Here is a 22,708-nt window from a genome sequence, read left to right on the forward strand (position 1 = left end):
TAATTATTCTACAGCAAGTTTTTTAAGCATATCGATTAAACAATCCAGGGCTACAGCGACATCGGAAACCATCACCTGTTCTCTAGGGTTATGGCTAATCCCTTTTTCACAGCGTACAAACAACATGGCGATATCTGCAATATTGGTGATCACCATGGCATCATGACCTGCACCACTTGATAGAAAACAAGGTGTTTTTTGAGTATGTTTTTCAACCACTTCACCCCATTTTTGTTGCAGATCATCACTGCATAAAACCGCTTCTGCTTGGTAAAGTTTTTCATGTGCTAAGGTCAGCTGACGTTTGTCGGCGATATTAGTTAAATCTTGTAATAGCTTTTCACAACAACTCTCTAAAGTTGACTGAGATTGACTACGAATATCGACGGTGAAATGTACTTCACCTGCAATCACATTCACTGCACCTGGAAACACATCGCAGCGCCCAACGGTAGCGACAATGCCATGGTCAAAGGCAAATTGCTCAATCATACCAATCATTTGTGCGGCACCTGACATCGCATCTTTACGTAACGCTAAGGGTACTGTGCCAGCGTGGCCAGCCATGCCTTTAAGTTTGAATTGATAGCGTTTTGCACCGGCAATACCAGTCACAACTCCCACCGGTAAATTGAGATCTTCTAGTACCGGACCTTGCTCAATATGTACTTCTAAATACGCTAAGATATCATTGGCATTGCGCTTATCTTGCCCTGCTCGCATCGGATCTAAACCAAAATCAGTCATCGCTTGTGCCATGCTAATACCTTGATTATCAGTGATGGCTAACCATTCTGGCTTAAAGCAGCCGGCAGTTGCACTAGAACCGATCAGGGTTGTATTGAATCGTGTTCCTTCTTCATCTGCAAAGGCAACAATATCAACATGAAAGGGCAGTTCTTGATCCATTAATTGCGTCATTGCTTCAATTGCAAGCAGCACACCTAAGTTACCATCATATTTACCCGCATTGGCTACGGTATCGCTGTGTGAACCTATTAATACAGTGGGTAATGTTGGATTAGCAGATAGCTTCCGCCCCCATTGGTTTCCGACACTATCTTCCCAAGTTTGTAGGCCTGCTTGTTGCATCCACTGTTCAATTTGTTGATGCGCTAGTTTATGCTCTGCTGTTAAATAAGCACGAAGCAAACCGCCTTGCATGGCCGTGAATGTGGCGAGGTGATCCGCCCATTGCATGATTTTTTGCGCACCGTCATTTGTTGTAGTCTGCGACATAAAGGCTCCTTTTAAACAGTGTAATACTGCATTGCAGTAGTGACTGCTTGACCAGGCTGAATGCCAGCTTTGTATTTTAATAATATCGACTCTAGTGCCGCTAATGTTGTTAATACACACTCTTGGCGAGCGTTAAAGCCCATCGTTCCAATGCGCCAGATCTTGCCATGTAGAGGGCCAAAGGAAGTACCAATTTCAATGCCAAAACATAACAATAACTCTTGTCGTACTTTGTCACCGTCAATGCCATCTGGAATATAAACACCGACCACGTTATTCATTTTAAATTGTTGATTACCGAACAATGTTAATCCCATTGCTTTCAAGCCCATTGCCATTGCATCACCAGCTTGTTTATGACGAGCAATAACATTTTCACTGCCTTCTTCAAGGTAAATTCGTGCGCATTCACGTGCTGCATATAACATACTAGTGGCTTCAGTATGGTGGTTTAAACGTTCTGGCCCCCAATAATCCATTACCATGGCTAAATCAAAATAGTTAGACTGAATTCTAATATCGGTACCGGCAGTATGATGATCTGCTTTAATCCCAGCTTCAACATGTTTACGACGGTTGATCACTTCAGCACATTGGTCGCTTAGACTGATAGGCGCGCTACCTGATGGACCACCTAAACATTTTTGCAATCCAACAGAAACCGCATCTAAGTGCCACTCATCCATCTTCAGTTCATTGCCTGCAATAGAGGCAGTTGCATCACAGTAGAATAAAACACCATAGCGTTGACAAATTTCACCTATTTCAGCAAGCGGTTGATTCATGGTGGTAGAGGTATCACCTTGTACCGTTGCTAATAGCTTTGGTTGGAACTCTTTAATCGCTTGCTCTACTAATTCTGGCGGACAAACTTCACCCCATTCAATATCGATGGTTTTAACAACGGCACCAACACGCTGTGCAATTTCACACAATAAGTGTCCAAAGCGGCCAATCACTGGAATTAATACTTTATCGCCAGGTTGTAAAATGGAAACCAATACCGCTTCGATACCTGCACGTGCAGTACCATCAACTAACATCGTTTGTTGGTTTTCGGTTTCAAGCACACCACGGTATAGGGATTGCACTTGATTCATGTAACCTGTCATGACCGGATCGTATTGACCGATTAGTGCACTAGAAATAGCTTGATGAACACGTGGATACGCATTGATTGGTCCCGGCCCCATTAATAAACGAACTGGCGGGTTAAGTGTTTCAAATAGGGATTTAGTGGTCATTTTTTTCTCCAAGTAAACTTTGCCCATCACTACGAGGATCGCTAGTTGCTGCTGCTTTCCCGTTTTTATCGAGCATAATGGCACCTGCGTGCCCCATTAATTCATTATTATCAGCCACTATTGTTATATCGTGACCCAGTGCTCTTAAGGTGGCACCGTGTTGTTTGTAAAGTTGATTTTCTACTCGTAAGTTATTGCTGCTGTCACCCCAAGTTCTCCCCAGCAACCAACGAGGTTTTGAAACTGAAGCCGCTAAACTTATGCCTTGATAAAGGTGGCGGCTAAATAAACAAGCTTGCGTTTGTGGTTGTCCTTCACCGCCCATTGAACCGTAAACAAAACGACGTCCATCCTTGAGCTCTGCATAGGCTGGATTTAAGGTATGGAATGGTTTTTTACCTGCAGCAAGTACGTTGTGATGATTTGCGTCAAGGCTGAAACTTTTACCGCGAATATTCCATGTAATACCACTGCTTGGTAGTACTACGCCTGAACCAAACTCCCAGTAAATACTTTGAATAAAACTGACCATGGTGCCGTATTGATCCGATGCTCCCATCCATACTGTATCACCGGGTTTTGCGACATGTGGCCAAGGTAATGCTTGTTCAAAAGAGATATTAGCGGCACATTTTTTTATCACATCGTCATTTAATAATTGCTGCAAAGGTACATCTAGGTACGCGGGATCGGTGATTTGCTGATCGCGAATGATAAAGGCTTGTTTAGTTGCTTCTACTAACAGATGAATATGTTCAACTTCAGAGGTCACTTGATCCACTAAACGGTCGTAAATTGCTAAGATTAATAATGACGCTAAACCTTGAGTGGGTGCATCTAAGTTATATAAACTACCCTTAGAGATATCCACCGTTAACGGCGTTGATACCGTGGCTTGGTACTGGTTAAAATCATTCAACGTTAACGGGCTGCCGGCATCAGCAAGTTCATCCGCCATTTGTTTGGCAAGCTCACCTCGATAAAAGTCATCTAAACCCTTCTCAGCTAAATGTTTAAAGGTATCTGCCAATGGTTGATTAATGAGGCTTTCACCTACTTTTAAGACTTCATCTTGATCCAAAAAACGCGCTGCAAAATTAGCTAAATGACTTAAACGAGACAGCGTTTTTTCACTGGCATCAACCAAACTTTGGGTGATTTCAATTCCTTGTTCAGCGGCATCAATAGCAGGTTTAAGTAGCCTATTTAAAGGCATCGCTTTACCATTGAGCCCACTGCTATCTAACTTAAGAGCTTGTTGCCAACCTGCAACCGTACCCGCCATGGTTATTGCTGATTTACCACCACTTTCTGGTAATTCATCCGCTTGCTGTCGGTAACTTTCCACATCAATATTTAGCGCTGCACCACCGCAGGCATCAATTGCGACCGGTTTTTCCCCTGCTTTACAAATTAACCAGAAACCATCTCCACCAATACTATTCATGTGTGGATATTGCACTGACACCATCGCCGCCGCTGCCACCATTGCTTCGCTAGCCGTTCCGCCGGCATCTAATACTGCTTGTCCGGCTTGTGCTGCTTTGTAATGTGGTGCGGTAAATGAAGTTTGAAATGTCATCGTTATTGCTCTCCTTGCCATAAGCTAAGACCCGTTTTGATCAGATCCGCTTCCTGGTTATCGATACCCATCAATGAAAATCCGCAGGGTCCTTCTTGTAAGTTTTGTATCGGTAGATGTAACTGTGGAAAACCGGCTAAACCTGCAATGCTGGTTAATCCCATTAATTGCGACCGATATTCAGCTAGTGCTTCACCTGCCATAGTCAGCGCTGGTGGGCCTGATGGAGTGGTTGGTATCACCCATAAACCTTGCATATCATTAAACTGGCTAAGTAATTGTTGTTTAAAATTATGCTGTTGTACTTTAGCTTCACGATATTGTTCGGGCGTAATAGTACGTGCCCAAATCACACGTTGTAGAATTGAAGGATCTAAGGCGTCACCGTGTTTTGTTAACCAAGCCTCGTGCTCCTCAATTATTTCAAAACCTTGAATAGTGCGGAATAATAGACTCAGCTTATCAAGAGTTTGCTCTGTGTCGGCTAATAGATCACAGCTTAGCAGTGTGATATTAGCTTGTTGGCACCAACGGCTTAATACACTCAACCTTTGGGCACTGAATTGTTGCTGTAATGTTTTATCTAGATACAAATTTTGTGCAACTTGTCCTTGTTTTTTTAAAGTAATTGCCGGTTTTTGGGGATCAGTTACCGGTTGTGTTGAAGCACCTAATAATGAAAAAACATTCGCTAGTTTGTTTAAGTCTTGGCTGAAAATACCTGCGGTATCAAAGCTTTTTGATAATTGGAAAGCATTATCTAAGCTCACTTTCCCAAGTGTTGGGCGTAAACCAAATAAGCCACAATAACTGGCAGGAACGCGCACTGAACCGCCAGTATCTGTGCCGATTGAGAAATCAGCTTCACCCTTTGCAACGGCCACTGCACTACCACTTGAAGATCCTCCCGGTAAGCAGTTTGGCGCAAGCGGATTAACGGGCGTACCATAGTGGATATTTTGCCCGTTTAAACTGTAAGCAAGCTCATCGGTTTGAACGCGGCCGACGCAGCTTGCACCATTGGCTAACAAGCGCTCAATTAAACTCGCACTTTGCTGCGCTGGTTGATGGCTTGCTAACCACGCCGGATTACCTGCTCCTGTGACATAACCTTGGACATCGAATAGATCTTTAAACACGAAGGTTAAACCACTTAGCTCACCGTCAGCAGTTGCCGCTAAATTATCGGGCCCTTGTGTACAGTACACACTTGCGTCTTTAGTTATTAGGTGATCCATGTTTAACGTACTCCCTGTTTAAGGCTGCTTTATTTAACCTTGTTTTTTTGTCACTATTTTTTACTACTGTTATCTTTAAAGCTACTTAACACTTAATGTGAAGAGGCCGTCTTAACTTGTTCACTTTGAGTGGCATAACGGCTAGCTAGTATTGCGCAGTAGAAAATCTGAATCGGGTGATACAGCATGATAGGTAATAGGATCATGCCTAAGTCGGGATTACTGCCAAAAATAACGGTCGCCATCGGAATACCCGCTGCGAGTGTTTTTTTAGTGCCACAAAATACCGCCGCTACTTCATCGGCTAATTGAAATTGACAACGGCGAGCTCCCCATTGAATAAGGTGAACCATACACAGTAATACCACTGCACAAATGGCAATCGAGGTGATCAACATTTGCATTGAGAATGAACTCCAAATGCCGTTCGCAACAGAGTCACAAAAAGCGTTATAAACGATTAATAAAATGACGTATTTATCAACCTTACTCACTACTGATTTATGTCTTTCCGCAAATTTTAATAAAAAAGGTCTCGCTAATTGCCCTAGGATCATCGGTAATAACAGTAACTTAGCAATCGAGGTAATAGAAGCGACTAAATCAAGTTCAACACCTTCAAACCCCATGAATGCTTGGATTAAAAGAGGCGTGATCACAATGCCTAGAATACTAGATAATGAGGCATTAAAAATTGCCCCCGGAACATTACCTTTACCAACACTGGTCATCGCCACTGAAGAAGAGATAGTGCTTGGCAAAACGAATAAGTAGCAGAAACCAAATGCTAATGCTGCTGGCATATAAGCTAGTAATAGATCACCAAAAATGATCCAAAGTAGAGGATAAGCAATAAACGTCGCAGCTTGAATGTAGATGTGCATGCGCCAGTTGCTGACACCTGCTTTAATCGCAGAAGGGGAAAGACCTAAACCATGTAAAAAGAAGACAATCGCAACACCGATGCCGGTAAGTTTATCAAGATGAATTAATCCTCCTGATTTACCAAGTTCAGCGGTTATTGTAGCTAACGCAATGGCGATCACCATGCCCACTAAAAACCACTCTTTTTTAAGTTTATTTATAACATTTATCATTTAATTATTACTCTTACGGCTGATTATTTAATTTAATATTTACTCTAACTCATTGAGCTTGGAATAATTAACACTTATTTTACTGCTTACTTTGGTCGCTTCACCATTTAATAATTGATAGGTGTTATTAACCAAATGAGAAATTAAACTCATGGGAACCGCATAGCTATCTAAAGGCGTTTCATTATTCATATGGCAAATCAGTGAATGGGTGGTACTTTGTACGTATTTTTGCCCAGATTGATCCGTGATCAATAAACATTGATGTGTTTGCAACTGCTCAATTATTTTTGAAAAATGACTTACTCGACGGCGAATACCTATCACAATCACAAAATCGTCTTCTTCAATTGCAGCTAAATCTTCACCGATAGTTTGCCCTGGTAAAGGCAGCAGTTCTACATGACTGCGGCATTGCATCAGCTGTTGTCTAAAGTGAAGCGCCAGAGGGTAACTGTTGCGATAACCAATAATTTTAATACGTTTCGCTTCAGCAAGATGTTTAATAATCGCTTTCATATCAACGCTTTTAAGTTGCTCCCGTAAGCGCTCTAAAGCTTGAATCTCTTGGTGAAAATCGCAGTTATCTAATGCACTTGTTAATACCGGTTGGCCTCTTTCGCGTACTGCTAATAACTCATTACGTAGAGAAAGATGATCCGCATAGCCTAAGCGACGAATAAAACGACTGACACTGGTTTTAGAAACAGAACACACCTCTGCAATGTCATTCGTTGACATGATCAGGACTTTCTCAGGGTTCAGCAGTAAATAGTCGGCTAAGCGACGACTATTTGGCGTCAAGTCTGGGTAATGTTTAGTAATACGCTCAATCAATGAGTGACTGTTGCTGGTCATCTACTCTTCCTTGTAGGCTAATATAGGCAGTAAAAATAGCTTTCTATCATCTCACAGCCGCAAGAAAACTTTGTAATTCTTCGGTTTGTGGGTTAGAAAATACTTCATCACTTTGACCTGTCTCCCATACTCGGCCTTGATTCATAAATACCACTCTATCGCCAACATCGCGTGCAAAGTTCATTTCATGTGTCACCAGTATTAATGTCATACCTTCTTGTTTAAGTTTTTCTAATACTTTTAGTACTTCACCGACTAGTTCTGGATCTAATGCAGAGGTTATCTCATCGCATAATAAAACTTTAGGTGACATAGCCAGTGAGCGAGCAATAGCAACACGCTGTTGTTGACCTCCAGATAAATTACCAGGATAAGCTGAGAATTTATCTGCTAGTCCAACTTTCTCTAATAGTTCTTTAGCTAACATTTCACTTTCTGCAGAAGACTTTTTCATGACTAGCTTAGTCGCTAGCATCACGTTCTCACCTACCGTCATATGTGGAAAAAGATTAAAGTTTTGAAATACCATTCCCACACTACGACTTAATAAACGTAGTTTGTAATCATCATTTTCAACCGACTGATTATCAACAATAACCGCACCTTTTTGGTATGCTTCTAAACCATTCATACAGCGTAGAAGGGTGCTTTTACCTGAACCACTGCGACCAATGATAGAAACTACTTCACCAGCCTCGACCTTAAGGTCAACACCTTTTAATACGTGGTTTTCGCCATAGTATTTATGGACTTGATCTAGGCTAACGAGCGACATGATTTTTTTTCTCCAAATGGCGAGCTAAAACAGAAAGTGGAAAACAGATAAGAAAGTACAATACTGCAACTAGTGCAAAGACTTTAAAGGGTTCAAAAACGGCATTATTGATCATAGTGCCAGCTTTAGTTAACTCAACAAAACCAATAACAGATGCGAGCGCTGTACCTTTAACTATTTGTACAGAAAAGCCTACGGTAGGTGCGATTGACATGCGCATCGCTTGCGGCACAATAACGTAACGCATGGTTTGTAAATAAGTTAAACCTAGTGTGCGACAGGCTTCCCACTGACCTTTTGGTAACGCTTCGATACAACCTCGCCAAATATCATGAAAAAAGGCACTACTAAACAGTGTTAAAGAAATTACTGCGGCAGACCAAGCGTCCACTTCAATACCAATTAACGATAAACCAAAGAAGGTTAAAAACAATTGCATCAGCAATGGAATACCTTGGAATATTTCTACGTAAGTTTGAATAATTCGAGTGGTAATTTTGCTACGCATACTGCGCAATAGGGTTAGTATCAAACCAAATAGACCACCACCTGCAAACGCTAATAATGACAATGAAATTGTCCAACGAGCTGCCAGTAGTAGGTTTTTTAAAATATCCCAATCAGTAAACTGTACCATTTTAAAGTCCTCCTACAGAGACGGGTTTTTAAAAGCGAAACGCTTTATTAATGCAAACGTCTGACGCATTAATATTGCTAAGAGTAAATAAACTAATGCGGCTACCATGTAAGATTCAAAACTTAAAAAGCTACGTGATTGCACAAAGTTGGCTGAAAAGGTTAATTCCTCAACGGATATTTGCGAGACCACAGCTGAGCCAAGCATGACGATAATACATTGACTGACTAACGCTGGATAAACACGTTGGTAAGCTGGTAGTAAAATGATATGCCAAAAAACCTGACGCCTTGTTAAACCAAGTGTTTGGCCTGCTTCCCATTGTCCCTTTGGCGCTGCATCAATACCCGCTCGAATTATTTCTGCACTATAAGCGCCTAGATTAATGATCATCGCTAACATGCCGGCTTGCCAAGCTGAAAGCTTGAGCCCTAAAGCAGGTAAACCAAAAAAGATAAAAAATAACTGCACAATAAACGGAGTGTTACGAATGATTTCGATATAGCAGGAACAACTTCTTCGTAACCATGCATCTTTACTGATTCGACCCTGTGCGCAAAGAGTACCTAATAACAACCCTCCTAGTGTTGAGATAACAGTGAGTTCTATAGTGGCCCATAAACCTGCCGCAAATTGCGGCAAGTAAGGAACTAAACCTGCAAAATCCAGTTGATAGCTCATCGTCTTTATTCCAACTTATGACTTAAGGTCTGCAGGGAACGGCGCTTTTAACCATTTTTGTGAAAGTCCTTCTAATACATCATTTTGCTTAGCGGCTTTAATTAAACTGTTAACGCTATCAAGTAACGCTTGTTCACCTTTCATAACACCGACATAACAAGGAGAGTTTTGTAATAAAAACTTAGTTTGTGGGGCTTTGTCTGGGTAACGAGTTGCAATTTCAGTGACGACTAAATTACCGGTTGCGATTAAGCTAACTTGGCCAGATAAAAAAGCAGACAAAGTACTGTTATTATCTTCAAATCGTTTAATGACAGTGTCTTTAGGAGTTAACTTACTTAACTCAAGATCTTCTACTGAACCACGAGTTACACCAATTGTTTTACCAGCAAGATCTTCTGCACTGCTAACTTGCTCGTCAGCGGTTCCAAAAACACCTAGGAAAAAGGGTGCGTAAGCTTCACTGAAATCGACCACTTTTTCACGTGCAGGGTTTTTCCCCATGCTTGAAATAACGAGGTCAACTTTACCGGTTTGTAAATAAGGGATACGGTTTGCACTTGTAACGGGGATTAATTCCAGCTTTACGTTTAATTCTTTGGCAAGGTACTTAGCCATATCAATATCGTAACCCTGTGGCTGTAAATCTGTTCCAACAGAGCCAAAAGGAGGGAAATCTTGGGGCACTGCCACTCTAAGTACTGACGATTGTTTAATATCTGCTAATTTATCTGCCTGTACTGCTTGTGCTGAAAACAGTAAAGAGGTGGATAAAACTAAGCTAGATAAAACCTTTAAAAATTTCATATTGTATCTCCATATTTTATTTAAATGAAACGATCGGAACTTTTTGTTTTTATTTTGCAACGATTGTGCCACTCACGTTATATTTTTTAATTTCAATAAAAACAGTTGCTTATGTTTGTTTTTTGTTTGAGATAAATATTTTATTCGCTTATGTCTTTCCGTGTTGGTGCAAGTGATGCAATCGATGCACTGCAATAGGGCGAAGCTGAATCAGAAAAAGCATAATAAATAGCTATCAGTAGAGCAGGGGAGATGTTTTGCTTGGGTGTATTAATTGTTACGCGATTAACCAACAATTTATTTTGGATCAATAAAGGTGAGAGTGGATAATCAAATCAGCGTTAAAGTAGGTTATTATCAGCGATATATTAATACTAAGTAGCTTAATAGGTTTCAGTTTATGATGGATTCTAATATGGAATATGGTGTAGGTGATAACTCGTACACTATGGCAGGGAAGTTAGCGGGTATTTCTAAACTGGTTGATGATTTTTATATCAATATGGATAACTTTCCTGAAGCAAAAAAAGTAAGAGCGATGCACAGTAGCGACCTTTTTGAGTCAAAGAAAAAGCTCGCATACTTTTTGTCGGGTTGGCTGGGTGGCCCCAAACTATACGCTGAAAATTATGGCAGCATTAATATTCCGGCGGCGCATCAGCATTTATCTGTTGGCGTAGAAGAAAGTAATGCTTGGCTTTTATGTATGGAAAAAGCGATTGATCAACAACCCTATGAAGCGGCCTTTAAAGTTTATTTATTAGAGCAGTTATCGATACCTGCAGCAAGAATACGAATGGCCTGCGGTCGAGGCTAATCGAAGGTCTTTTTTACTTTATTCTCTATTCATCATTAAACGCTAATGCAACGGCTAACGATTGCACTAAACATAGTGATGCAGACTGAGACCTGAATGTATCGACTTTACCTTCATTAATAATAAAGCAAACATCACTGTACGGCATGAGTGGGCTAGTTTGACTATCGGTAATAATGATTTGTTTAGCGCCGGCCTTTGAGGCAGCTTCACTTAGTGTGATTGTTTCCTGTGCATAGGGGCTGAAGCTAATCGATAACACAAGATCGTTTACACCAAGCATTGATAACTGCTCGTTAAACATTCCCCCCAACCCATCAATTAAAAATGCACGGCGTTGCGCATGACGTAATGCATAGGTTAAGTAAGTAGCGATACTGAATGAGCGCCTTAAACCAACAATATAAATATTGTCAGCTTTATTTAATATATCGACGGCCATTTCTAATTGTTGCTGTGATGTTTGAGCTGCAAGTTGATGCATTGCCTGTGAATTGACCTGTGCAAACTGTTGTAAGATATGTAGCGGTTTACCGCGCTCTGTTTGCAAAGGTTCGTGTTCTTTTAGCAGCCTAGCACGATCCGTATAATTACTTTTTTCTTCAATTAAATCTCGTCTAAATAATTGTTTTACTTCATTAAACCCACTAAACCCAAAGGCTTTTGCAAAACGGATCAAGGTTGAAGGAGGAACATCGGCTTGGGTCGCGATGACGGCAATCGTATCAAAAGCTAAGCTGTTGTTATTGTCTAATACATAGGAAGCAACTTGTTGTAATCGTTTGCTTAAATCACCATAGCGAGTACGAATCTGCTGTTGTAATTGTGCGATATTAGTAGCTACGGTCATGTTACTTCACTTTATTAATGTTGACGACATAATTGAAAGGTTAATTATAGGGGCTGTTAGCCTACACACCTAATTTATGAATATAATATTTCAAAAAATTAAATTAATGAAATAAATAGTTCATTTTATTTTGAAATGCAAAATTTATTATTAACTATTGATATTTAATGTTTTTTATTTATTTTTTAAATTTTAATTTTCTCTTTTTCTAAAACACTCATCACATTGCCTTATTAAAAATGAAATAAAGTTTTCATTTAACTTGAAAGTGAAACATTTATTTCATAGTATGCCTGCATGGTTAATAAAAGAGCATCTCTTTGATCATTAACTGCACTAAGTTCTCGACTTTTTGTTGTTGGCATAAGCGTATTGTTTATTTACAAATGCGACCAATGCTATCAACCAGAGACGTTGTCAAATAATGGAGCACAACATAATGCAAGCTGAAAACAAGAAATTAGACCTCATTTGTATGGGCCGTGTTGCGGTCGATTTATATGGACAGCAAATAGGTGCTCGCCTTGAAGACATGGGGTCATTTTCAAAATACTTGGGAGGCTCTTCGGGCAATGTTGCTTACGGGACTGCTCGCCAAGGATTAAAATCTTCTATGCTTGCACGTGTTGGTGATGAACATATGGGGCGATTTTTAAAGGAAGAGTTGGACGCTGTAGGTGTGGATACTAGCCATTTAATTACCGATAAAGAGCGTTTAACTGCATTAGTTGTATTGGGCATTAAAGATACTGAAACATTCCCACTGATTTTTTATCGCGATAACTGTGCTGATATGGCGATCACCGCTGAAGATGTTAGCGAAGAATATATTGCTTCTGCTCGTTGCCTTGCAATTACTGGAACGCACTTATCCAATCCTCAAACGCGAGAAGCAGTGTTAACTGCATTAAAATATGCTCGCCGTCATGGGGTGAAAACCGCATTAGATATCGATTATCGTCCTATTTTATGGGGACTTACTTCTTTAGGGGACGGGGAAACTCGTTTTATTGCTTCATCTTCTGTGACACAACAATTACAAGATGTGTTGCATTTATTCGACCTAGTAGTAGGCACCGAAGAAGAATTTCATATTGCTGGTGGTTCTACCGATTCGATAGCCGCGTTGCGTGGAGTTCGCGCAGTCAGCCAAGCTGAATTAGTTTGTAAACGCGGCCCATTAGGTTGCTCTGTTTTTTCTGGCACTATCCCTAAAGCACTGGACGATGGGATCACCATTGAAGGTGTCCGTGTGGATGTTTTAAACGTGCTAGGTGCTGGTGATGCCTTTATGTCCGGATTATTACGTGGTTATTTAAATAATGAAGGTTGGTTGAAATCTTGTGCATACGCCAATGCTTGTGGTGCGCTGGTTGTATCGCGTCATGGTTGCGCACCTGCTATGCCCTCTAAAGAAGAGCTAGATAACTATTTAGAAAGAGCAGATCAAGTACTTCGTCCTGATTTAGACCTTGAATTAAATCATCTTCATCGCGTTACTACACGCAGAAAAGAGTGGCATGAGTTATGTGTATTAGCTTTTGATCATCGTAGTCAATTAGTCGATATGGCGGAACAGTCTGGAGCGGATCTTGGGCGTATTCCCGTATTAAAAGAGCTGATATTTAAAGCCAGTCAAGAAGTTGCTAAAGAAGCGAATTTAGAAGGTAAAGCGGGCATTTTATCCGATAGCCGCTTTGGACAAACAGTATTGAATCATGCAACGGGTAGCGATTGTTGGATTGGTCGTCCTATCGAATTACCTGGTTCGCGTCCATTAGCACTTGAACATGGCAATATAGGTTCACAACTTACAACGTGGCCGCTGGAACACGTCGTTAAATGTTTAGTTTTTTGTCATCCTCAAGACAGCGCTGAAATGCAACTAGCACAACAACAAACCGTGCAAGAAGTGTATAAAGCCTGTTGTCTTTCTGGTCACGAATTATTGCTAGAGGTGATCTTGCCAAAAGAGATGCCACAGGATGATGTCCATTATGTACAGTTAGTTGCTGACTTTTATCAACTGGGAGTGAAACCGGATTGGTGGAAGCTACCACCGCTGAGTGCTACATCATGGCAGCAAGTAAGTGACTTGATCGAAACAAACGATGCACATTGTCGTGGTGTGGTTTTATTAGGTTTAGATGCACCGGCTGAGCAACTAAAAGCAGGTTTTGCTATCGCTGCAACTTGTCCTTGGGTTAAAGGATTTGCCATAGGGCGCACCATTTTTTCTGCGCCATCACAAGCTTGGTTAGCAAACGATATTGATGATAAGACCTTAATCAAACAAATTAAAAGTAATTACCACGCAATTATTCAATCTTGGCAGCAGCGTAATCAACCCAATCAAGATGGTGTTGTGAAGGCGAATGGTGCTGTGAGCGTAGATGGTAGTGCGGCATAAAATTATTATTAGTGATTCAGACATTAAGCTCAATAGCGATACAAGGTCACAACATCATTATTGAGCTTTCATATTATTCGTAGTTAGTCTTTAAGGAAATTGTTCATGGAAACCATTCAAAACTTTATTAATGGTCAAGTAAGTGCCAGTCATAGTCAGCGTTTTTCACCGGTATTTAACCCTGCTACAGGCGAGCAAACTAAGCAAGTCGTGCTCAGTGATGAAGCAGAAACAACAGCTGCAATCATCGCTGCAGAACAAGCTTTTCCTGCTTGGTCAAAAACTTCACCGCTTAAACGATCTCGTGTGATGTTTGCTTTTAAAGCCTTATTAGAAACGAATAAAGAAAAGTTGGCCGCCTTGATTTCCAGTGAACACGGTAAAGTACTTTCCGATGCGATGGGTGAAGTCACGCGTGGTTTAGAAGTTGTAGAATATGCCTGTGGTATTCCTCATTTACAAAAAGGTGAGCACTCTGCCAACGTGGGCACCGGTGTTGATAGCCATTCTTTGATGCAACCATTAGGGGTTTGCGTTGGTATTACACCTTTTAATTTCCCGGCGATGGTGCCGATGTGGATGTTCCCGATCGCGTTAGCAACGGGCAATACCTTTGTGTTAAAACCTTCAGAAAAAGATCCGTCTTTAGCACTGCAGTTAGCTGAGTTATTAAAGCAAGCAGGGTTACCCGATGGTGTCTTTAATGTAGTGAATGGTGATAAACAAGCGGTGGATGTGTTACTAACGGATCATCGAGTGCAAGCCGTTAGTTTCGTAGGCTCAACACCGATAGCTGAATATATCTATAGTACAGCTTCTGCTCATGGCAAGCGTTGCCAAGCACTTGGTGGTGCAAAAAATCATTGTTTATTAATGCCTGATGCAGATCTTGATATGGCAACGAATGCCATTATGGGCGCTGCTTATGGTTCTGCCGGTGAACGTTGCATGGCGTTATCTGTTGTCGTTGCCGTGGGTGATGAAACAGCAGAACAATTGATTGATAAATTAAAAGTACAGATCCAAGCAATGCGTGTAGGGCCAGGTATTGTTGATGGACCAGAAAATGATATGGGACCGGTTGTTACAGCTCAACATAAAGCAAAAATTTGTGACTTTATTAGTACTGGTGAACAACAGGGCGCTTCGTTATTAGTTGATGGCCGTGATGTTTTGATTAAGGGGCATGAAGCTGGTTATTTTGTTGGTCCTACTTTATTTGATAATGTTTCTCCAGAGATGACTATTTATCAAGAAGAAATTTTTGGTCCCGTGCTCGCAATCGTGAGAGTGCCAAATTACCAAACTGCACTTGAGTTAATTAATCGTAATGAATACGGTAACGGTACCGCTATCTTTACGCGCGATGGTGAAACTGCACGTGAGTTTAGTGAAAATGTATTAGCTGGCATGGTTGGTGTAAATGTACCGATTCCAGTGCCTATGGCATTCCATAGCTTTGGTGGTTGGAAGCGTTCGGTATTTGGTCCTTTGAATGTACATGGTAGTGATGGCGTGCGTTTCTACACTCGCATGAAAACAGTGACTAGTCGTTGGCCTGCAAGTGTGCGTTTAGAAGATCATGAAAGCAGCTTTGCGATGCCGACTATGTAAGTAACCTAAATAAGTAATCTAAATAAGTAATCTAAGCTCGTGATATGCCTTGAACTAAACAAAACTATCAACACTGGAAACTTATAAATTGTAACCAGTTGATTATTAATTGAATTTAATTTTCATTACCCCGAGTTAAGGTTAAGCCTAATTCATTGCTAATAACAAACAGCGCTAGGGAAATAACCTAAGCGCTGTTTTTTTGTATTTATTTTGTATTTGGTGAATACGCTACTTTTATCATTCATGTCATCTATAAGGTAACCCGCCGATGATCGTTACAGACCCTTGGTTTTACGCCACTGCGATCCCCGCTGTTTTTATATATGGCATTGGCAAAGGTGGATTAGGTGGCGCACTGGGCATCATAGCCGTGCCATTAATGGCGATGACCATTGCACCGACACAAGCAGCAGCTATCCTATTGCCTATTCTATGTTTAATGGACTTCTTTGCCGTTAAGCAACATTACCGCAATGCCGATTATCGTATTTTAAAACGCATGCTACCGGGTTCTATTATTGGGGTTGCAATCGCAGGCATGTTTTTGAGTGTGATCTCTGAGCCTGGTTTAAAAGTGGTGATTGGCGGTTTATCGTTATTATTCTGCTTACAATATGTAATTAAAGGTGGCAAAAATCAACATAAAGGAGGGCTTATTAGTGCTTGGTTCTGGAGCATAATGAGCGGGTTTTCTAGTACTGCGTTACATGCTGGTGGCGGCCCTGCAAGTATATATTTGTTACCGTTGCAGCTAAATAAAGTGGTGTTAATTGCCAGCATGGCGGTATTGTTTGCCATCATCAATCTGTTTAAGTTAATCCCATATACGTTATTAGGTGAGTTTGATTCAACTAATTTGATGACGTCTTTAGTGCTAATGCCCCTAGGGCCGGTGGGAGTAAAAGTTGGCATTATGTTATTACATAAAATAAGCCAAGCCTTAGTATATCGACTATGTTATCTATTTCTGTTTCTTTCTGGATGTAAATTATTTTGGGATGGCGGGACTCATTGGTTTTTATCCTAGCAGATTTTTTAGTGCTGATTGTGTCGTTTTGATTTTCATTAGTAATTTTAATTGCTCATTAATCGATGGTTGATCTATGGCTAATACATTGTTAAATAGACTTTATATTATTATTCTTCAGTATTTTTTAAAGTTTTATAGTGATTTTTATTCGCCTTGTTCTAACACCGATATTGCCTGTTTTTTAGTGTTAAACGTTAAAAATGTTAGCAGTGTCAAATTCTTCGGCTATTGAGTGTCACTTTTAGCTTTATGACTCTCTATTCTAAACTATAAACCCTTCTTTTTTTACCTCCCTATATAGTAATACAACTGTTTTTATAAATATTGACTCTTATTTTGAAAAATATTTTTCCATTATTATTTGTCGCGACTGAAGGCCTACTACTGTTGATTGGGGGCACTATAAAGCACAATACGGTGTGTTTTTATGGCTGATACAGCGATAAATGGCACTTTTTATCCATTTTTAGGGGGTTGAAGTGGTTTTTAAGCCTGCTTTATTGCTTAAACTCGACGTGGTTAACAATTATGCAACAATTGAGTTTTAAGCTGTAGCCTAACTAGATTTGAAAGATTAGTATGAGGTTGTTCTTTTATGAAAATAATTTTTCACTTCTTGTTTAAGTCATGATTCATCTTTTTTATAAAGTGAGTATGACCACTCAAGAAAGGTAAATAACAGCTTCTAATAGTCAATTGAGAGTGAGGTTTAGCTCTTCGTATTATTAGAACTTATGTTTATAAGTAAACTTCATTTTTAAACCCAAAGTACTATTTAGGAGAGTCTTAATGAAAAAGTTTAAATTATTAACTGCAGCGGTTATGTCAGTCGCATTAGCAGCACCACTTGCACTGACATCTATGACAGCCTCTGCAGAGCGTTATGTCTTAGTAAGCCACGCACCTGATTCAGATAGCTGGTGGAATACAGTAAAAAATGGTGTGACATTAGCAGGCAAACAAATGGGGGTTGAAGTTGAATATCGTAACCCACCAACAGGTGACCTTGCAGACATGGCGCGTATTATAGAGCAAGCAACGGCTTCTAAGCCAGACGGTATTATTACTACGCTTGCTGACTTTGACGTATTAAGCGGTCCAATTAGAAGTGCAGTTGACCAAGGCATTAACGTGATCATCATGAACTCTGGCACACCAGCACAAGCGCGTGAAGTTGGTGCATTGATGTTTGTTGGCCAACCAGAGTTTGATGCAGGTTTTGCAGCGGGTTTACGTGCAAAAGGTGATGGTATTAAATCATTTGTTTGTGTTAACCATGCTATCTCTAATGCCGTAGTTGGCGAACGTTGTCGTGGTTTTGCTGAAGGCCTTGGTGTAAAACTGGGTGATTCAATGCTAGACAGTGGCCAAGATCCTTCTGAAATTAAAAACCGTGTATTAGCTTACTTAAGCTCACATCCTAAAGTTGATGCGATCTTAACCTTAGGTCCTACTTCTGCTGATCCAACTATCTTAGCATTACAAGAAAATGGTTATGCTGGTGATATCTACTTCGGTACCTTTGACCTTGGTGAGAATATAGTAAAAGCCATTAAATCTGGCATCATCAACTGGGGCATTGATCAACAACCCTTCCTACAAGCTTACCTACCTGTAGTACTGCTAACGAACTATGACCGTTATGGAGTATTACCTGGTAACAATATCAATTCAGGCCCTGGCTTTGTAACAAAAGACGGCTTAGCTTTAGTTGAAAAATACGCGGGTGAATATCGTTAAAATCTAAATTAATAAGGCAGCGCTATGATGGTGCTTGCCTTTACCTCAAACCATCTCAATTTAAAAATTTTAGAGGCCAACAGATGAGTGAAATCACATCAACACAATCCATGAGCAGCGTAAAACCGGAGAAGCCTGTGTCAGAAAAATCAAACGAACTAGGTAAAACGAAACCGGATGAGCGTGTTAAAAATAGGTCAAGTTTTCGACAAGCATTGATTAGACCTGAATTAGGCGGGATTTGTGGGACTATATTGGTATTTTTATTTTTCTTATTGACAGCAAGCGACTCGGGCATGTTTTCTGCTGCGGGTGTCATGAACTGGTCAATTGTTTCATCGCAATTTATTATTATTGCAGTAGGTGCTTGTTTATTAATGATAGCTGGTGAGTTCGACTTATCAGTTGGGTCGATGATTGGGTTCAGCGGCATGTCAATTGCGCTACTCTCCGTCGTTTTTGGTTTACCGATGTGGGTGGCCATTATCGCAACATTCATTTTATGCATGGGGATCGGTGCATTAAGTGGTTGGTTAGTGATTAAAACTGGATTACCTAGTTTCATCGTTACTTTAGCTTTCTTATTTATTCTTCGTGGTTTAACTATCTTTGCTGCAATTTCTACCACCAATAAAACCATTGTCGGTGGCATTAAAGATGCTGCACAAGGTGATTGGCTTGCCCCTGTATTTGGCGGCAAAGTATTCACTGGTTTATTTCAATGGATGGGTGATAACGGTTGGATTGAAACCTTTGAGCGTGGTTTCAAAAAAGGACAACCAGTTGTAGAAGGCATCCCAATGTTAATGGTCTGGGCTTTAATATTACTTGTATTCGGTCATTGGTTATTAACAAAAACAAAATTTGGTAACTGGATTTTCGCTTCTGGCGGCAACGCACAAGCGGCCACTTATGTTGGTGTACCAGTTAATCGCGTTAAAATCTTAATGTTCATGTTTACGGCATTTTGTGCCTGTGTTTTTGCAACATCACAAGTTATTGAGTTCGGCTCAGCTGGTGCAGACCGTGGTCTATTAAAAGAATTTGAAGCCATTATTTCAGTGGTTATTGGTGGCGCATTATTAACTGGTGGTTACGGCTCTGTTATCGGTGCCGCACTAGGTGCAATTATTTTCGGAGTAGTACAACAAGGTTTATTCTTTGCTGGTGTTGAAAGCTCTCTATTTAGAGTATTCCTCGGCGCAATCTTATTATTTGCAGTAATACTGAATACTTATATACGTCGCATGATCACAGGGGAGAAATAGTATGAGCGAACCAATTATTGAAATGAAAAAGATACAGAAACATTTTGGATCTGTAATTGCGCTCTCTGGTGTGTCCCTGAAAGTGATGGCTGGCGAATGTTTATGTTTATTAGGTGATAATGGTGCGGGTAAATCGACATTTATTAAAACCATGTCTGGTGTGCATAAACCGTCGGTAGGTGAAATTTACTTTGAAGGTAAAGAGATGGACTTTGATTGTCCTCGCGATGCCATCAACGCAGGGATTGCAACGGTTTATCAAGACTTAGCTATGATCCCGTTAATGTCTGTGGCACGTAACTTCTTTATGGGTAATGAGCCAACTAAAAAAATTGCAGGTATTAGTTTCTTTGACCATAAACTCGCTAACGAAGTTACCATGCGAGAAATGAAAAGTATGGGCATCCACCTACGCTCAGCTGATCAAGCGATTGGTACTTTGTCAGGCGGTGAACGACAAACAGTAGCCATTGCGCGTGCGGTACATTTTGGCGCTAAGGTGCTTATTCTAGATGAGCCAACGTCTGCGCTAGGGGTTCGCCAAACAGCGAATGTATTAGCAACCATTGATAAAGTACGTAAACGTGGCATTGCCGTGGTATTTATTACCCATAACGTACGCCATGCTCTTGCGGTAGGTGATCGCTTCACAGTATTGAATCGAGGCCACACATTAGGCACAGCGAAAAAAGGTGAAATAACGTCTGAAGAGCTACAAAACCTAATGGCCGGTGGTGCAACCCTTGCAACAATAGAAGGCTCACTAGCAGGTACTATTTAACTTTAATTATATTGATACCCAAACCGGTTGGCCTGGTTTGGGTATCAATAATCATCTCACCAAGCTCTTAACCTCTGGCCTCGATCAAAACCTCACATTACTATTAAATTTCTTATTTCATCTTCCAATACTCTCATTTTCAAACTAACCCGTATGTCTGTTATTAATGAAGAATTACTCTATCTATCCACATGACGAAGATTTGATTATTTATTTTAAGTTATTGTTTTTAGAGTTAATTAGCGTATTGTTGATTCAATTTTAACAAATTAAGGTATTTCGTGTTTTCACTGGAAATACGGGATTATTCTGTTTAATAAACTGTTATAAGGGTAAGCAATGTCTACCAATACTCCACCATTTAACGAAAAAGAATTCTTGCTAGGCTTACTTTCAATTATTGAAGGTGAACACGGTAAAGAGCTTCGTTTTATTATGGATCACAAGTTCGATTCGATAGACACTTCTATACCAAACTATATGCCCACGCTTAAAAATTTATCTTCTGACAACTCTATTAAAAAATATATTATGCAGTGGTTTAAAGAGGCAGAAACTCGAAAGCTTGTGTCTTTTGTAAAACCACAGCATTATCAATTTACAGAGCTTGGCTATAACCAAGCAGTTATTAAAAAATCTCCGGTTACTTCTTTTTATAAAAGGGAGTATAAATGGCTTATACCTGTGTGTTTAAGTTTTGCATTAGGAATTATTGCTATATTACGGTACATACAATGCAAATAAGTAAACAAAACCAAGCTATGCGATCATCATAGTCCATAGTAAAACCCTTATAAGCACTTTAAACGGAACAAAAACAGTTGGCTACGTTCTGCTTCGCTACACAATTTTAGCCAACAATTTTTGTCCGCTTAAGTGGGCGTTAAATTACAAGGGTAGTCGTGAATTATTCAGATAACGAAGCGTTAATAAAGCTTGCCAACCGAATGGTTAAAAAAACGAACCAGATTAATGTGCTCCAAGATAAATACATTGGTCAATACCCACCACTTATTACTTTTATTGATGAGCTCTTTAAAAAGTCTCTTAAGAATAAAACTTTAATGCTACCTGAATTAAATAAAGATGGTAATGGAAGTACTTCTATATTCTCTGACTACGGCGGAGAAGCTAAAGATAGTAATTATTTAACTTATTCATTTTTAGTTTGTGGTTGGAATCATAGCCATGGTTTAGAAATTGAGATGAAGAAAATAAGAGAAAAGTATGGTTTAGGGGATAAAGAGATATCGTTCAAAGATTTTAGGTTTGGTCCTATTAAAAGAGCGCTGCCTGATTATTTAAATGCCCTAGATAATTATGTTTTTGGAATGCTTTTCACTGTGATTATAGACAAAAAAGCAGGTCCATTTTTCAATATACGAACAGAGGAAGGTCTATCTGTTAGTCAGCATTTAAAAGCAAATAATCTAGGTGTCTGGAAGCCTAAAGTTGCAGAAAAATTAATGCGAATAACGCATATTGCGGCTTATCTTACTAACCTTTTAGCAGAGGAAGATCAAAAGTTATTATGGATGACTGACTCTGATGCAATAGCATCTACAAGCTCACAGCTAAATGATCTTATTAAAGTATTTGATCGGGTTCTTCTTTTGTATGGCGAGAAACCATACCCTCTTGTTGGAGGTGCTATCCCCTTTAAAGAAAGAAGCGTTAAAATGCTAGACCTTTTAAGTTGTGCAGATATCTCAGCTGGCAGTATTGAGCATTATTTTACTAGAAAAGATAAAATGAATGACTCTTTAACAGTTAAAGAAGAAGCCAACTCTGTACTCGAATGGCTAAGTCGCGATGGTATTGGATTAAAGAAAAAAACAATAATTATTCAATCAGCAGAAGAAGATGGAAAAGTAAACTATGGGGAAGTTGAATTTCAGACAATAAATGATTCAGATGACATGCAATTTATCCCTATATACATGTAATTTAACAAGGCATTTAAACGAAACAAAAACAGTGGGTTACGTTTCGCTTCGCTACACATCTTAACCCACTATTTTTGTCCGCTTAATGCGG

At 39.9% G+C, this 22,708-nt stretch carries 20 protein-coding genes; 9 read left to right on the top strand and 11 right to left on the bottom strand.

The window, feature by feature from the left end; genetic code table 11:
- Positions 1–3 precede the first annotated feature (3 nt).
- From MT391_RS14445 to MT391_RS14490, 10 genes are all read right to left on the bottom strand, one after another.
- On the bottom strand, positions 4–1,239 hold the full coding sequence (locus tag MT391_RS14445) for an allantoate amidohydrolase (protein ID WP_499498706.1): 1,236 nt from the start codon (positions 1,237–1,239) through the stop codon (positions 4–6).
- A gap of 11 nt (positions 1,240–1,250) precedes the next feature.
- A complete protein-coding gene (locus MT391_RS14450) occupies positions 1,251–2,483 on the bottom strand; it encodes a pyridoxal-phosphate-dependent aminotransferase family protein (RefSeq protein ID WP_499498708.1) in 1,233 nt (410 codons plus the stop codon).
- Entirely contained in the window at positions 2,473–4,065 is a 1,593-nt protein-coding gene (locus tag MT391_RS14455; RefSeq protein WP_166368394.1) for a gamma-glutamyltransferase family protein, read from the bottom strand. Before MT391_RS14455 ends, MT391_RS14450 begins: the two co-directional genes overlap by 11 nt.
- Positions 4,066–4,067: 2 nt before the next feature.
- A complete protein-coding gene (locus MT391_RS14460) occupies positions 4,068–5,303 on the bottom strand; it encodes an amidase (protein WP_205962917.1) in 1,236 nt (411 codons plus the stop codon).
- A gap of 92 nt (positions 5,304–5,395) precedes the next feature.
- Positions 5,396–6,397, bottom strand: a complete 1,002-nt coding sequence (locus MT391_RS14465; RefSeq protein ID WP_166368979.1) for a bile acid:sodium symporter family protein — start codon at positions 6,395–6,397, stop codon at positions 5,396–5,398.
- Positions 6,398–6,439: 42 nt separating this feature from the next.
- Positions 6,440–7,258, bottom strand: coding sequence for a MurR/RpiR family transcriptional regulator (locus MT391_RS14470; protein ID WP_166368392.1), 819 nt, complete (start codon positions 7,256–7,258; stop codon positions 6,440–6,442).
- Between the two features lie 46 nt (positions 7,259–7,304).
- Positions 7,305–8,033, bottom strand: a complete 729-nt coding sequence (locus MT391_RS14475) for an amino acid ABC transporter ATP-binding protein (RefSeq protein WP_499498710.1) — start codon at positions 8,031–8,033, stop codon at positions 7,305–7,307.
- Positions 8,020–8,670 (bottom strand): amino acid ABC transporter permease, encoded by a 651-nt coding sequence (locus MT391_RS14480; protein WP_499498712.1) that lies wholly within the window; start codon positions 8,668–8,670, stop codon positions 8,020–8,022. The genes MT391_RS14475 and MT391_RS14480 overlap by 14 nt, the downstream gene beginning before the upstream one ends.
- A 12-nt stretch (positions 8,671–8,682) precedes the next feature.
- Positions 8,683–9,351, bottom strand: coding sequence for an amino acid ABC transporter permease (locus tag MT391_RS14485; protein WP_299666707.1), 669 nt, complete (start codon positions 9,349–9,351; stop codon positions 8,683–8,685).
- A 15-nt stretch (positions 9,352–9,366) separates the two neighbouring features.
- Entirely contained in the window at positions 9,367–10,158 is a 792-nt protein-coding gene (locus tag MT391_RS14490; RefSeq protein WP_166368384.1) for a transporter substrate-binding domain-containing protein, read from the bottom strand.
- Positions 10,159–10,558: 400 nt separating this feature from the next.
- Here MT391_RS14490 and MT391_RS14495 point away from each other — a divergent pair, with 400 nt between their 5' ends.
- A complete protein-coding gene (locus MT391_RS14495; protein WP_499498714.1) occupies positions 10,559–10,975 on the top strand; it encodes a group II truncated hemoglobin in 417 nt (138 codons plus the stop codon).
- 25 nt (positions 10,976–11,000) lie between these two features.
- Here MT391_RS14495 and MT391_RS14500 read toward each other — a convergent pair whose 3' ends face one another.
- Entirely contained in the window at positions 11,001–11,825 is an 825-nt protein-coding gene (locus tag MT391_RS14500) for a MurR/RpiR family transcriptional regulator (protein ID WP_499498716.1), read from the bottom strand.
- Positions 11,826–12,264: 439 nt separating this feature from the next.
- Between MT391_RS14500 and MT391_RS14505 the strand changes: the two genes are divergently transcribed.
- From MT391_RS14505 to MT391_RS14540, 8 genes are all read left to right on the top strand, one after another.
- Positions 12,265–14,235, top strand: a complete 1,971-nt coding sequence (locus MT391_RS14505) for a bifunctional 5-dehydro-2-deoxygluconokinase/5-dehydro-2-deoxyphosphogluconate aldolase (RefSeq protein WP_499498718.1) — start codon at positions 12,265–12,267, stop codon at positions 14,233–14,235.
- A gap of 105 nt (positions 14,236–14,340) precedes the next feature.
- On the top strand, positions 14,341–15,849 hold the full coding sequence (locus MT391_RS14510) for a CoA-acylating methylmalonate-semialdehyde dehydrogenase (RefSeq protein ID WP_499498720.1): 1,509 nt from the start codon (positions 14,341–14,343) through the stop codon (positions 15,847–15,849).
- Between the two features lie 271 nt (positions 15,850–16,120).
- Complete coding sequence (locus MT391_RS14515) at positions 16,121–16,879, top strand: sulfite exporter TauE/SafE family protein (protein WP_166368374.1); 759 nt, start codon at positions 16,121–16,123, stop codon at positions 16,877–16,879.
- Positions 16,880–17,671: 792 nt separating this feature from the next.
- Positions 17,672–18,622: a sugar ABC transporter substrate-binding protein gene (locus MT391_RS14520; protein WP_499439122.1), complete on the top strand. Its 951-nt coding sequence runs from the start codon at positions 17,672–17,674 to the stop codon at positions 18,620–18,622.
- Positions 18,623–18,705: 83 nt separating this feature from the next.
- Positions 18,706–19,890: an ABC transporter permease gene (locus MT391_RS14525; RefSeq protein ID WP_499498722.1), complete on the top strand. Its 1,185-nt coding sequence runs from the start codon at positions 18,706–18,708 to the stop codon at positions 19,888–19,890.
- Position 19,891: 1 nt separating this feature from the next.
- On the top strand, positions 19,892–20,671 hold the full coding sequence (locus MT391_RS14530) for an ATP-binding cassette domain-containing protein (RefSeq protein WP_166368368.1): 780 nt from the start codon (positions 19,892–19,894) through the stop codon (positions 20,669–20,671).
- A 339-nt stretch (positions 20,672–21,010) separates the two neighbouring features.
- Entirely contained in the window at positions 21,011–21,415 is a 405-nt protein-coding gene (locus MT391_RS14535) for a hypothetical protein (RefSeq protein ID WP_499498724.1), read from the top strand.
- Positions 21,416–21,573: 158 nt separating this feature from the next.
- Positions 21,574–22,617 carry a hypothetical protein gene (locus MT391_RS14540; protein WP_499498726.1) on the top strand — a complete coding sequence of 348 codons (1,044 nt, stop codon included), beginning with the start codon at positions 21,574–21,576 and terminating at the stop codon, positions 22,615–22,617.
- Positions 22,618–22,708 lie beyond the last annotated feature (91 nt).

The organism is Vibrio sp. 1-Bac 57 (genome assembly GCF_037546855.1).
In the GTDB taxonomy this organism is placed as follows: domain Bacteria; phylum Pseudomonadota; class Gammaproteobacteria; order Enterobacterales; family Psychromonadaceae; genus Psychromonas.